General features: G+C 60.0%; 12 protein-coding genes. 9 read left to right on the top strand and 3 right to left on the bottom strand.

Annotation, left to right across the window (positions count from 1 at the left end; genetic code table 11):
• Positions 1 to 124: 124 nt before the first annotated feature.
• The 5 genes from ACHZCU_RS08235 (at position 125) to ACHZCU_RS08215 (ending at position 3,394) form a co-directional block, all read left to right on the top strand.
• Positions 125 to 589, top strand: coding sequence for a phosphodiesterase (locus ACHZCU_RS08235; protein WP_319518382.1), 465 nt, complete (start codon positions 125 to 127; stop codon positions 587 to 589).
• On the top strand, positions 586 to 1,236 hold the full coding sequence (locus ACHZCU_RS08230) for an HAD family phosphatase (protein ID WP_319518381.1): 651 nt from the start codon (positions 586 to 588) through the stop codon (positions 1,234 to 1,236). The genes ACHZCU_RS08235 and ACHZCU_RS08230 overlap by 4 nt, the downstream gene beginning before the upstream one ends.
• On the top strand, positions 1,233 to 1,973 hold the full coding sequence (locus tag ACHZCU_RS08225; protein ID WP_319518380.1) for an NTP transferase domain-containing protein: 741 nt from the start codon (positions 1,233 to 1,235) through the stop codon (positions 1,971 to 1,973). Before ACHZCU_RS08230 ends, ACHZCU_RS08225 begins: the two co-directional genes overlap by 4 nt.
• A complete protein-coding gene (locus ACHZCU_RS08220; RefSeq protein WP_319518379.1) occupies positions 1,970 to 2,311 on the top strand; it encodes a hypothetical protein in 342 nt (113 codons plus the stop codon). Before ACHZCU_RS08225 ends, ACHZCU_RS08220 begins: the two co-directional genes overlap by 4 nt.
• A 96-nt stretch (positions 2,312 to 2,407) precedes the next feature.
• Positions 2,408 to 3,394, top strand: coding sequence for a WavE lipopolysaccharide synthesis family protein (locus tag ACHZCU_RS08215; RefSeq protein ID WP_319518378.1), 987 nt, complete (start codon positions 2,408 to 2,410; stop codon positions 3,392 to 3,394).
• Positions 3,395 to 3,604: 210 nt separating this feature from the next.
• On the opposite strand, the gene choV is transcribed toward ACHZCU_RS08215, so the two are convergent.
• The 3 genes from choV to choX all read right to left on the bottom strand — a co-directional run bounded on the left by choV (position 3,605) and on the right by choX (position 6,549).
• Positions 3,605 to 4,639, bottom strand: a complete 1,035-nt coding sequence (choV, locus tag ACHZCU_RS08210; protein WP_319518377.1) for a choline ABC transporter ATP-binding protein — start codon at positions 4,637 to 4,639, stop codon at positions 3,605 to 3,607.
• Complete coding sequence (gene choW, locus ACHZCU_RS08205) at positions 4,632 to 5,474, bottom strand: choline ABC transporter permease subunit (RefSeq protein ID WP_319518376.1); 843 nt, start codon at positions 5,472 to 5,474, stop codon at positions 4,632 to 4,634. Before choW ends, choV begins: the two co-directional genes overlap by 8 nt.
• 136 nt (positions 5,475 to 5,610) lie before the next feature.
• Complete coding sequence (choX, locus tag ACHZCU_RS08200; protein WP_106309217.1) at positions 5,611 to 6,549, bottom strand: choline ABC transporter substrate-binding protein; 939 nt, start codon at positions 6,547 to 6,549, stop codon at positions 5,611 to 5,613.
• A 194-nt stretch (positions 6,550 to 6,743) separates the two neighbouring features.
• Here choX and betI point away from each other — a divergent pair, with 194 nt between their 5' ends.
• The 4 genes from betI (at position 6,744) to betA (ending at position 12,408) form a co-directional block, all read left to right on the top strand.
• The gene (betI, locus tag ACHZCU_RS08195) at positions 6,744 to 7,334 is read left to right on the top strand and encodes a transcriptional regulator BetI (protein WP_227023729.1); all 591 of its coding nucleotides are present in this window, start codon (positions 6,744 to 6,746) and stop codon (positions 7,332 to 7,334) included.
• A complete protein-coding gene (betC, locus tag ACHZCU_RS08190; protein WP_319518375.1) occupies positions 7,331 to 8,848 on the top strand; it encodes a choline-sulfatase in 1,518 nt (505 codons plus the stop codon). The genes betI and betC overlap by 4 nt, the downstream gene beginning before the upstream one ends.
• Positions 8,849 to 8,897: 49 nt before the next feature.
• Positions 8,898 to 10,355, top strand: coding sequence for a betaine-aldehyde dehydrogenase (betB, locus tag ACHZCU_RS08185; protein ID WP_394706037.1), 1,458 nt, complete (start codon positions 8,898 to 8,900; stop codon positions 10,353 to 10,355).
• A 439-nt stretch (positions 10,356 to 10,794) separates the two neighbouring features.
• Complete coding sequence (gene betA, locus ACHZCU_RS08180) at positions 10,795 to 12,408, top strand: choline dehydrogenase (protein ID WP_394706103.1); 1,614 nt, start codon at positions 10,795 to 10,797, stop codon at positions 12,406 to 12,408.
• Positions 12,409 to 12,425: the final 17 nt, after the last annotated feature.

The raw sequence follows: 12,425 nt of genomic DNA, 5'->3' as shown, positions 1-12,425 counted from the left end.
GAAGAATACCGCCGCCGCCTTCCGGCGTTCGTTCGATCTTGGCTTCGGAACCGAAACCGATATCCGGGATCATGACGGGGAAATCGTCATCGCCCATGACATGCCGGCCGGGAACGAAATGCGGTTGGCTGAACTGCTGGCGCTGATGGCAGGCCGAAACCTGGTGCTTGCGCTGAATATCAAGGCGGACGGGCTGGGTGAGCGCACACGGGAAATCCTGGCCGCGTTCGGCCATACGAATTACTTTGTTTTTGATATGGCCCTGCCCGATCTCGTGCATCAGCTTGGCTGCGGGCTGCCGGTGTTCACAGGATTGAGCGATCTTCAGCCCTATCCGCCCCTGCTGGCGGAGTGTGAGGGCGTCTGGCTTGACTGTTTCCGCTCGGACTGGTTCGGACCGGGCCTGCTCGACGGACTGACGGGCGACGGCAAGCGTGTCTGTATTGTCTCGGCCGATCTTCACCAGCGCGATATTGATACGCAGTGGTCGATCATAAAACTTGCCAAATGCGTCAATGAGAACTCGCTCCTTTTGTGCACCGATGTGCCTGAGAAGGCGAGGAGTTATTTCGGGGAGGCACGACTATGACTATAAAAGCCGTTATTTTCGACATGGACGGGGTGCTGATCGAGGCCAAGGAATGGCACTATGACGCGCTGAACAAGGCGCTCGGTCTTTTCGGTTACACGATCGAGCGTCATGAACATGCCACGGTCTATGACGGTCTGCCGACGAAGGTGAAGCTTCAGCGTCTCAGCATCGACAAGAACCTGCCGACCTATCTCCACAATTTCATCAACGAGATGAAGCAGCGTTACACACTCGAGATTATCGTCGAGCGTTGCCGTCCGCGGTTCGATCATGAATACGCGCTGTCGCGGCTTCAGATGGAAGGCTATCGGCTTGCCGTCGCGTCCAATTCGACACGCGATACGGTTCAGCAGATGATGTCGAAGGCGAGCCTCACGCCCTATCTCGAATTTATGCTGTCCAACCAGGATGTGACGCGGGCCAAGCCTGATCCCGAGATCTATCTGAAGGCCATCAAGATGTTCAAACTGCATCCGAAGGAATGCCTGATTGTCGAGGACAATCCCAACGGACTGAAGGCGGCGGCGGCCTCGGGCGCTCATGTCCTGTCGGTCAAGAATGTCGACGATGTCAATTTTGCGCACATCAAGCGGCGGATTGCCGAGGTGGATGCCGCCGGTAAATCCATGGGGTCTGCGGCATGAAGATCGTTGTTCTGATGGGGGGCGAAAACCTCGATATCAAAGGCGAGCGCTATCCGCTCTATATGACGGAATTCAACGAGAAACTTATTCTCGAGCGTCAGATCAGGGCTTTGCAGACGCTTGGGCCGAGCGAGATCATTTTCTGTGTCAGACGTTCCGACGTCCAGGACTTCAACGTTGACGATGTGATCAGGCAAATCGCTGAAAACGCGGTTTGCGTGGAGGTCTCCGGCTCGACCACCGGATCGGTGTGCACCGCGCTTCTGGCGGCCGAGCGGATCGACAGGGACGAGGAGGTCGTTCTTGTGGCGGTCGATGAGCTGATTGACGCCGATCTCGCCAGGATCGTGAAGAGGTTTCGCGAAAAGGACGGCGATGCCGGTGTTGTGTCTTTTCGTTCGGTCCATCCGCGTTATTCCTTCGCGCTTCTCGACGAGGACGGTTTCGTCTGCGAAGTCGCGGAAAAGCGGCCGGTCAGCAAGCATGCACTGGCAAGCTTCTATTATTTTCGAAGAGGCAGCGATTTCGTTCTCTGTGCACAAAGCGTGGTACGCAAGGATCGGAAGATCAGGGATACCTTCTTCATCAGCCAGACCATCAACGAGATGGTGCTGCGTCACAAGAAGGTTGCCATCGAGTTCATAGAGAACGACCAGTTTCACCCGATGAAGACGGAGATGCAGCTGGCCCAGTACATTTCTCAGTTGCATGAACAAAAGGAGACGTTTCTGCATTGAGGACGGCGAAGCTTGAAGACATGGTCAAGGGCTGGTTCATCGGCAATTTCGATCCAAGCCTTTGTCGGACCGGCGATGTCGAGGTGGCCGTCAAGCGCTACCGGTGCGGAGACAGCCAAGCAGTGCATCATCATCGCATCGCGACCGAGTACACGGTTGTCGTTTCCGGGCGGGTTGCAATGAATGGCGTGGAATATGGCGAGGGCGATATCATCGTCATGGAGCCGGGCGAGGCGACCGACTTTGAATGCCTTGCCGATGGAACCGTCAATGTGGTGGTGAAATTGCCGGGTGCCACAGCAGACAAATATCCCGGCAGTGCAAACGGGGCGGGCTGAAACGCGTCTGTTGCGCCGGATTTCGGTGTGTCACCCGTGCCTTCTGTTGAATAGCCGATTGTCGCGGTGCAGGGAGCCAGTCAATTGCAGATGGACATGAAAGATATCACATTCCTGTTCCAGGGGGTTGTGGACAAGGCCTTTGTTCACGACAGCCTTGCGATGGTGCGAAAGATGTTCCCGCAATCGCGGATCATCCTGTCCAGTTGGGCCGGAACCGATGTCGCGGGCCTTGATTTCGATGAACTGGTGCTCTGCGAAGATCCGGGGTTCTTTTATTATTCCGATCAGCCCGGAGAAAAGATCAACAACGTCAACCGTCAGATTGTCGGGATACGCGCCGGGTTGGAGAAGGTCGAGACGCCCTTTTGTTTCCGCTTTCGCACGGATTTCAGGCTGAATGGGGGCGGCTTTCTCGATTTCTTCGATGCCTTTCCCGAACGCGACGATGCCTATGCGCTATTTTCGCGCAAACTGTTGGCCTGCAGCTATTTCTCCCGCAATCCAAGATCGCGGCTGCACTTTCCGTTCCATCCTTCGGATCTTGCCTTTTTCGGGCGGACGGATGACATCCGCAAACTCTACGATGTGCCGCTGATGACGGAGGAGGATGCTCGCTGGAATACCGGTGATCGCCGCCATAATCGCTACACTCCCGAACAGCATATTTTCATCAACGCCCTCCGTCGCGACGGCCGATCGGTGCCGTGTGAATACTACAATGATGGCAATGAGGCGGCCGTTCTGGCAACGGAACGCTATTTTGCCTCCAATTTCGTGTTCCTGTCGTTCGACCAGTTCAACCTAGAACCATCGAAGCCGATCTTCTTCATGAAGGTCCATCCCAATTCCTTCAGGACCTGCTACACGCACAATGAATGGATCGGGCTTTACCAGAAGCATGTCGACCCGAAGGCGGTCGTGCCGGAACACGACGGCGAGCGCGAAAAGATCGATCGCTACTATCGTCCCTACAAGGTCTGCCGCCTGCTTGGAAACATGATGTCACTGCCGTTCAAGAGCAAGGTCAAACGCCGGGCGATCCGTACCGGCGTGCTGGAATTCTTCCTGATGCCGCGCTGATGTTTGCGTCCTTCGTACATTGAAAAAGGCGCCCCGAAGGAGCGCGCCAGATTGTTGACAAACCCTGTAACCAATCACAACTTTGCCTATCCCCCGCCGTCATACCGGCTCAAGGTCGGTATGACGAAAGAACCCGGGACGAGCTTTGTCAACGAACTAAGGCGCCCCGAAGGAGCGCCCTTTCGCGACCTGTTGTCAGTCTGAAACGCTTTACCCGAGCGGTATCGCCGGATTGAGCGCGGTGACGACATTGGACGGGCGGACGCTGCCGACGGTGTTGCCGTTGCCGTCAACCACGCTCAGGGTCGCGCCCTTGCCGAGCGCATCCATCATGTCCGCCAGCTTGGTGTTGATATTGACGGGGTGCGCGCCGTCCGGCGCATCGTCGTCGCTCATCACATCGGCGGCTCTGAGAACGCCAAGCGGGTTCACATTGGCGACGAAGTCGGCGACATAGGCGTCGGCGGGCTGGCGCACGATTTCCGACGGCGTGCCGCACTGGACGATCCGTCCGCCTTCCATGATCGCGATCCGGTCGCCGATCTTGAAGGCTTCGTCGAGGTCGTGGCTGACGAAGATGATGGTGCGTTTCAGATTGCGCTGCAATTCGATCAGTTCGTCCTGAAGTCGGGTGCGGATCAGCGGGTCAAGCGCTGAAAACGGCTCGTCCATCAACAGGATCGGCGCTTCGGTGGCAAAGGCGCGGGCCAGACCGACGCGCTGCTGCATGCCGCCGGAGAGTTCGCCCACAAGCTGGTTGCCCCAGTCCTTCAGGCCGACAAGTTCCAGCTGGGCTTCGGCCTTTTCCAGCCGTTCCTTCTTGCTCAGGCCGGCAAATTCCAGACCGAGCGCGACATTGTCGCGAACATTGCGCCAGGGCAGCAGGCCGAACTGCTGGAACACCATGGAAACGCGCTGCAGGCGGATATGGCGCAGCGTCTTGCTGTCGGCCGAGGTCACATCGGTCATCTGCGTGCCGTCATTGACCAGAACGCGGCCGCGGCAGACCGGATTGAGCCGGTTGACGGCCCTGAGCAGGGTCGATTTTCCCGAACCCGAAAGGCCCATCAGCACCAGAAGCTCGCCTTCGCCCACCGTCAGCGAACAATTATGCACGCCGAGCACCTGGCCGGTTTCGTCCTGCACTTCCGCGCGGTCCTTGCCGGCGTCCATCAGGGGCAGGGCGGTTTCCGGCCTGTCGCCGAAAACGATATTCACATCTTCAAAGACAACCGCATCAGCCATTATTGCGCCCTCCGATCTTGAGAACCCGGTCGAGAATGATGGCGACGACGACGATGACGAAGCCGCTTTCGAAACCGAGCGCGGGATTGACCTGGTTAAGCGCGCGCACCACCGGCACGCCGAGGCCGTCGGCGCCGACAAGGGCGGCGACAACCACCATCGACAGCGACAGCATGATGGTCTGGTTCAGACCCGCCATGATCTGCGGCAGCGCATAATGCAACTCGACCTTGGTCAGCTTCTGCCAGCCGGTGCCGCCAAAGGCATCGGCCGCTTCCAGCAGCGGCTTGGGCACCGAGGAAACGCCCAGATGGGTGAGGCGGATGGAGGCCGGGATGACGAAGATGACGGTTGCCAGCAGGCCCGGCACCATGCCGATACCGAAGAAGATGATTGCCGGAATGAGATAGACGAAGGGCGGCAGCGTCTGCATCAGGTCGAGAACCGGCTGCAGCACCTGATAAAAACGCGGCCGGTGGGCAGTGAAAATCCCGATTGGCACGCCGATGGCCATGCAGATGATGCAGGCGGAGATGACCAGCGCCAGGCTTTCGGTGGTTTCTTCCCAATAGCCCTGATTGATGATGAACAGAAAGCCGAGAAACACGAACAGCGAAACCTTCCAGTTGCGCTGCATCCAGTAGGCGAATGCGGCAACGATGATCGCCACCACGATGGGGCCGGGAGCCTGTAGCAACCACAGGAGTCTGTCGATCAGCCAGCCCATGATCTCAGCCAGACCGTCGAAAAACCAGCCGCCATGCATCTGCAGCCAGTCGAAGATGTCCTGGGCCCAGCGCCCGAGCGGGATCTTGTAGTCTGTCAGCCAGTGCAAGAGGGTGCTCCTTTTCTTGTCCCCCGGTGGCCTGGGTCTCGCCCAGACCGCGCTGCCGCGGCAGCACATTCATCATAGCGCGCTTGGATATGGAAAGGCCCGGAAAGCATTGCGCCGTTCCGGGCCCTTTATGTCGTTAGAGGCCGAGCGAGGCCTTGACGGCCGGCAGTCCCGGCTCGCCGGCGGTGGTGGTCACACCGTCCAGCCAAGCGTCGAGCACATCCGGATTGGCCTTGATCCATTCGGCCGTGGCGTCGCCCTCGTTCTCGCCGTCATTGAGGATCTTGCCCATGATTTCGTTTTCCATTGGCAGGGAGAATTTGAGGTTTGTCAGAAGCTTGCCGACATTCGGGCATTCTTCTGCATAGCCCTTGCGGGTTACCGTGCGGACAATGCCTTCGCCGCCGAAGAAGTCCTCACCGCCGGTGAGGTATTTCAGCGAGTAGGTGGCGTTCATCGGGTGCGGTTCCCAGCCGAGGAAGACGATCGGCTGTTCCTGGCGGTATTTGCGGCCGACCATGGCCAGCATGCCCTGTTCGGAGCTTTCGACAACCTCGAAGTCACCGAGGTCGTATTTGTTCTCGTCGATCAGCGAAACGAGATAGGCATTGCCTTCATTGCCCGGCTCGATGCCGTAGATCTTGTCGTCGAGCTCATCGGCGAACTTGGCGATGTCGGCATAGGTCTTCAGACCCTTTTCATAGGTGTAGGTCGGCACGGCCAGCGTATATTTCGTGCCTTCGAGATTGGTGGCGACAACGTCGATCTCACCCTCGTCGATGTAAGGGGAAATCGCGCCGCTCTGGGCCGGCATCCAGTTGCCGAGGAAGATGTCGACATCGTCGCTCTTCAGCGATGCGAAGGTGACCGGAACGGACAGAACCTTGACGTCGACATCGTAACCGAGGCCTTCCAGCAGGTGTTTCGCCGTTGCCGTCGTGGTGGTGATGTCCGTCCAGCCGACATCGGAGAAGCTCACGCTGTCACAGGCCGTTTCCTGGGCTGCTGCAGCGCCGGCGGAAAGGGTTGTGGCGGCGGCAAGCGCTGCGAGGATCATTCGGAAGTTATCAGACATGTCAGCGTTCCTTTCGGGTCCGTTGCAAGATTGCCATTGCGCCTTGAAACGACGCGGCGAAAAACTGTTGGCTTCTTTGATTGATCAGTCAATCAATATAACATATGTTAATTCCTGTAAACGGCGAAGCAGGCAAAGTTGCATATTTCTTCGCCATTATACGTCTCTGAGCATTTTTTCAGCGGGTTAAGCCGATGCCGAAAACCGGAATGGAAACGATCCGTCGCGATGCCCTTGTCCGGGCCGCGATCGAGGAAGTCGGCAAGGTCGGCATGGTCGAGGTCACGGTCGCCAAGATCGCGCAGCGGGCCGGCGTCTCGCCTGCGCTCGCGCATCATTATTTCGGCTCCAAGGACAAGATACTGTTCGCGGCCATGCGGCGCATCCTCGACGCGTTCGGCGCTTCGGTCAAGGCCCGCTACAAGACCGCCCGCACACCGGAGGAGCGGCTGGTGGCCGTGATCGAGGCCAGTTTCGGCCCCGACCAGTTCGATCCCGCCGTGGTGGCCGCCTGGCTTGCCTTTTACGTTCAGGCTCAGCGCAAGAGCGATGCTAGCCGGCTTCTGTCGATCTACGAGGCGCGGCTGCGCTCCAATCTCGTCTTTGCGCTGCGCCAGCGCGTCAGCCGGGACGCCGCAAACCGCATCGCCGCCGGTCTCGGCTCGATGATCGACGGGTTTTACCTGCGTGCGGCGCTGAAGGATTTCGGCACCAGCCGCAAGGGCGCCATCGAAATGACCAGAGAATATCTCGAACTCACACTCGCCAAGGAGATGTCTTCATGACCGCGCGGCCGGACATTCTCGTTCTCATGGTCGACCAGCTTGCCGGAACCCTGTTTCCCGATGGCCCGGCCGACTTTCTGCACACGCCGAACCTGAAGAAACTCAGCCAGCGTTCGACGCGCTTTCAAAATGCCTATACCGGCTCGCCGCTGTGTGCGCCGGCGCGCGCCTCGTTCATGAGCGGTCAGTTGCCGCGCCGCACCCGCGTTTACGACAATGCCGCCGAGTTCTCGCCCGACATCCCGACCTATGCCCATCATCTGCGTCGCGCCGGTTACCAGACATCGCTTGCCGGCAAGATGCACTTCGTCGGTCCCGACCAGCTCCATGGTTTCGAGGAGCGGCTGACCACCGATGTCTACCCCGCCGACTACGGCTGGACGCCGGATTACGGCAAGCCGGGCGAGCGCATCGACTGGTGGTATCACAATATGGGATCGGTGACGGGGGCAGGCGTCGGCGAGATCTCCAACCAGCTCGAATATGACGACGAGGTTGCCTATGAGGCGGTGCGCAAGGTCTATGATCTCGGCCGCCGCAAGGATGACCGTCCGTTCATGCTGACCGTCTCCTTTACCCACCCGCACGATCCCTATGTGGCGCGGAAGAAATACTGGGATCTCTACGAGGATTGCGACCATCTGGAGCCGGAGGTCGGCACCATCGATTATGACGCGCAGGACGGCCATTCGAAGCGGATTTTCGATGCCAATGACTGGCAGAAATTCGATATCTCGAAGGAAGATGTCCGCCGCGCGCGTCGGGCCTATTTCGCCAATGTCTCCTATGTCGACGACAAGATCGGTGAAATTCTCGAAGCGCTCGAAGGCGTCGGTCTGGCCGAGGATACGGTGATCGTGTTCCTTTCCGACCATGGCGACATGCTCGGCGAACGCGGGCTGTGGTTCAAGATGAGCTTCTATGAGGGCTCGTCGCGCGTGCCGCTGATGATTTCCGCTCCTGGCATGAAACCCGGTCTTGTCAAAACCCCGGCCTCGACTGTCGATATTGCGGCAACGCTTGCCGATCTTGCCGGCATCGACACCGCGGCGGTTTCTCCGTGGAGCGATGGCGAAAGTCTTGTGCCGGTGGCTGCGGGCGCGGAACGGAAAATGCCGGTGCGCATGGAATATGCCGCCGAAGCCTCCGAGGCGCCGCTGGTTTCGATCCGCGAGGGCCGGTTCAAGTATAATCACTGTGAACTCGATCCCCCGCAGCTTTTCGATCTCGAGGCTGATCCGCACGAGCTGACCAATCTGGCAGACGACCCCGCCCATGCCGAAACCGTTGCCGGTTTTGCAGCGAAGGTGCGCGAATACTGGGACATGGCCGCCTATGACGCCGAGATCCGCGAAAGTCAGGCGCGCCGCCATATCGTTTATGAGGCGCTGAGGGCCGGCGACTATCGGCCGTGGGACTACCAGCCGATGAAGGATGCCTCGGAGCGGTTCATGCGCAACCACATGGACCTCAACATTCTGGAAGCCAGCCAGCGCTGGCCCCGCGACGAATAGGCGCTTTAGCGCGGTGAAAGAACGAACGCTGACCAAGCGGAGAATGACAATGCGTGCACAAGCCAGCCATTTCATCGATGGCGACTATGTCGAGGATGACGCCGGCCGGGCCTTTGACAGCATCAACCCGGCCACCGGCGAGGTGATCGCCACACTTCATGCCGCCACACCGGAAATCATCGAACGCGCCATGACGGCTGCCGAACGCGCCCAGCGCGAATGGGCGGCGTGGCTGCCGGTCGAGCGCGCCCGCGTGCTGCGAAAGGCGTCCGACCTGATGCGCGCGCGTAATGACGAACTGTCGGAACTGGAAACGCTCGACACCGGCAAGGCCATTCAGGAAACCCTGGTGGCCGATGCCGCTTCGGGCGCGGATGCGCTTGAGTGGTTTTCCGCGCAGGCCGCCGGTCTTTCCGGTGAAAGCGTGCCGCTTGCCGAAGGCTTTGCCTATACCAAACGCGAGCCGCTCGGCGTCTGCGTCGGCATCGGTGCGTGGAACTATCCGATCCAGATCGCCTCGTGGAAGGCCGCACCTGCGCTTGCCTGCGGCAATGCCATGGTGTTCAAGCCGTCTGAAATGACGCCGCTTTCGGCGCTGAAACTGGCCGAAATCCTCATGGAGGCCGGTGCGCCGAAGGGGCTTTTCAATGTGGTGCAGGGCTTTGGCGATGTCGGTGCCGCCCTTTCCACCCATGAAAAGACTGCAAAGGTGTCGCTCACCGGTTCGGTCCCGACCGGCGGCAAGGTCTATGCGGCGGCGGCCTCCGGCATGCGTCACGCCACCATGGAACTTGGCGGCAAATCGCCGATGGTGGTGTTCGAGGATGCCGATCTGGAAGACGCGATCGGCGGCGCCATGCTCGGCAATTTCTATTCCACCGGCCAGATCTGCTCCAACGGCACCCGCGTCTTCGTGCAGAAATCCATTCTGGACGCGTTTCTCGCCCGGCTTGTCGAACGCACGAACACGATCCGGCTCGGCGATCCGCTGGACCCGGAAACCCATCTCGGACCGCTGATTTCCGAAGCGCAGCGACAAAAAGTGCTGTCCTATATCGCGGCGGGCAGAGGCGAGGGCGCGCGGCTGGTGATCGGCGGCGGCGTTCCTGCGGGCGAGGCTTTCGCCCGGGGCGCCTATATCGAGCCCACCGTCTTTGCCGATGTCACCGACGAGATGACGATCGCGCGCGAGGAAATCTTCGGGCCGGTGATGAGCGTGCTCGCCTTCGAAACGGAAGAAGAAGTGATCGCGCGCGCCAACGGCACCCCATTCGGTCTGGCGGCCGGCGTGTTCACGCAAAATCTTGCCCGCGGCCATCGCGTGGCCGACGCGCTTCAGGCCGGCATCTGCTGGATCAACACCTATAACCTGACCCCGGTCGAAATCCCCTTCGGCGGCGTCAAGCAATCCGGCTTCGGCCGCGAAAACGGACGCGCGGCGATGGAGTTTTATTCTCAGCTGAAGACCGTGCAGGTGGCGCTCGGCAAGGTCGACAGTCCGTATTGAGTGGGAGGGCTTGATCAGTTGCGCCTCATGCGATGGCTGATGAAAGCAAGACCTTCGCTTCCGGTGTCATCCTCGGGCTTGACCCGAGGATCCAGGCGCAAGGGGAGAGGCTTCATGGATATTCGGGTCAAGCCCGAAGATGACGCAAGGTGGATAGGGGGGAGAGTTCAACGCCGGCTGGTCGCGAGCGGAGTAGGCGGTTCTTGCAGTGAAATACCCTGGCGGACAGCCGGTACGCGTCTCGTGTGGAAAGGGGACTAGATCCTCGGGTCAAGCCCGAGGATGACGCAGGGAGGGGGAGAGCGTGTCGGGTAACGAGGGGGCGGTTCATCGCCGCAAGCGGCGCCTCGTAAAACATTTGCCCATCGCGGCAATGAAAGGTTCGAAATTGACTGAAGCAGATTTTGTCATTGTTGGTTCGGGTTCGGCAGGCTCGGCAATGGCCGCGCGCCTCTCTGAAGACGGCAAGCATTCCGTGCTGGTGCTGGAATTCGGCGGGACCGATATCGGCCCCTTCATCCAGATGCCGGCCGCCCTTTCCTATCCGATGAACATGAAGCGCTATGACTGGGGTTTTGTTTCCGAGCCGGAGCCGCATCTGGGCAATCGCCGTCTGGTGACCCCGCGCGGCAAGGTGATCGGCGGGTCCTCATCGATCAACGGCATGGTTTATGTCCGGGGACACGCGCGCGACTATGACCACTGGGAGACAAGCGGCGCGACCGGCTGGGGTTATGCGGATGTGCTGCCCTATTTCAAGCGCATGGAGCACTGGCATGAGGGCGGTCATGGCGGCGATCCGTCGTGGAGGGGCAAAAACGGGCCGCTGCATGTCACGCGCGGGCCGCGCAAGAACCCGCTGTTTCATGCCTTCGTCGAGGCGGGCAAACAGGCGGGCTTCGAGGCGACGGGCGATTATAACGGCGAGAAGCAGGAAGGCTTCGGGCCGATGGAGCAGACGGTCTGGAAGGGCCGGCGCTGGTCGGCGGCCAATGCCTATCTCAAGCCGGCGCTCAAACGGCAAAACCTCGACCTGATCCGCTGTTTTGCCCGCAAGGTGATCATCGAGGATGGCCGCGCCATCGGCGTCGAGATCGAGCGCGGCGGCCATGTCGAGACGATCCGCGCCCGCCGTGAGGTCATTCTGGCGGCGTCTTCGATCAACACGCCGAAACTGCTGCTGCTTTCCGGCATCGGTCCGGGCAGTGAACTGGCCGAGCACGGCATTCCCGTTGTGGCCGACCGGTCCGGCGTGGGCAAGAACCTGCAGGATCATCTGGAAGTCTATATCCAGCAGGCCAGCACCCAGCCGATCACGCTCTACAAGCACTGGAACATCTTCGGCAAGGGGCTGGCCGGTGCGCAGTGGCTGTTGTTCAAGAACGGTATCGGTGCTTCGAACCAGTTCGAAAGCGCGGCCTTCGTGCGCTCGCGGCCAGGCGTCGAGTATCCCGATATCCAGTATCATTTCCTGCCGATGGCCGTGCGTTACGATGGCACGGCACCTGCCGAGGGCCACGGTTTCCAGGCCCATGTCGGGCCGATGCGCTCGCCCTCGCGCGGGGAAATAACGCTGAAGGGCACCGACCCGAAGGACGCGCCGAAGATCGTCTTCAACTATATGAGCCATGAGCAGGACTGGGCCGATTTCCGCCATTGCGTGCGGCTGACGCGGGAGATTTTCGCACAGTCCGCCTTCGATCCCTATCGCGGCAAGGAGATCCAGCCGGGCGGCGATGTTCAAAGCGATGACGAGATCGACGGCTTTATCCGCGAACACGCCGAAAGCGCCTATCACCCCTGCGGCACGGCGCGGATGGGCCGCGCCGATGACCCGATGGCCGTGGTTGATCCCGAATGCCGGGTGATCGGTGTCGAGGGCTTGAGGGTCGCCGACAGTTCGATCTTTCCGCGCATCACCAACGGCAATCTCAATGCCCCGTCGATCATGGTCGGCGAAAAGGCCAGCGACCACATCCTCGGCCGTCAGCCGCTGGCACCGGAAAATGCCGCCCCCTGGCTCAATCCGCGCCGGGAAACATCGGATCGCTGAAACAATAAAAAACCCGG

The organism is uncultured Martelella sp., assembly GCF_963677965.2.
In the GTDB taxonomy this organism is placed as follows: Bacteria; Pseudomonadota; Alphaproteobacteria; order Rhizobiales; family Rhizobiaceae; genus Martelella; species Martelella mangrovi.
The sequence above is the reverse complement of the archived record's forward strand: the minus strand, read 5'-3'. Positions and strand labels throughout refer to the sequence as shown.